The organism is Gluconobacter sp. P1D12_c, assembly GCF_018812105.1.
GTDB classification, from domain to species: Bacteria; Pseudomonadota; Alphaproteobacteria; order Acetobacterales; family Acetobacteraceae; genus Gluconobacter; species Gluconobacter oxydans_A.
Genome location: NZ_JACSIQ010000316.1, coordinates 1 through 508, shown reverse-complemented (window position 1 = coordinate 508; position 508 = coordinate 1). Strand labels below are relative to the sequence as shown.

At 57.3% G+C, this 508-nt stretch carries 1 protein-coding gene; it reads left to right on the top strand.

Annotated elements, in window-relative coordinates; translation table 11 throughout:
• Window positions 1-95: 95 nt before the first annotated feature.
• A partial coding sequence (locus KP705_RS16950; protein WP_215765111.1) for a DUF4158 domain-containing protein occupies window positions 96-508 on the top strand: 413 nt, incomplete at its 3' end.

Sequence of the window (508 nt, the reverse complement as noted above, 5' to 3'; positions counted from 1 at the left end):
ACACAGCACACGGCTGTATTCCATGACGTGTTGCACTTGTCCGGGACAGTCCGTCCAACGATCCCCTTCCGGACACATGAAGGAGACATCCGATCATGGCGCGGCGCCGTCTTCTGACCCGTGAAGCTCTCGCCCGACATTACGAGCCTTCTGTCGATGATCGCGAGATCACGAGACATTTTACACTCAGCCAGGATGACTTCGATCTGATCGCAACCCGCCGCGGAGAAACCTCCCGATTGGGTTTCACGATGGTCATGCTCTACATGCGCTGGCCGGGACGGGTGCTGGAATCTGGTGAAACACCACCGGCTCCCATTCTGTCATTTGTTGCGCGGCAGCTCGACCTGTCCCCTGGGCTCTGGTCCCATTACGGACGTCGTGACGAAACCCGTCGATCCCATCTGGCCCACCTGATGAAGCGTTATGTCTACCGAACCTTCGATCGGTCGGCATTTCATGACATGACCGGTTTCGCGATGCCAATTGCACATCATGTGACCCAGCC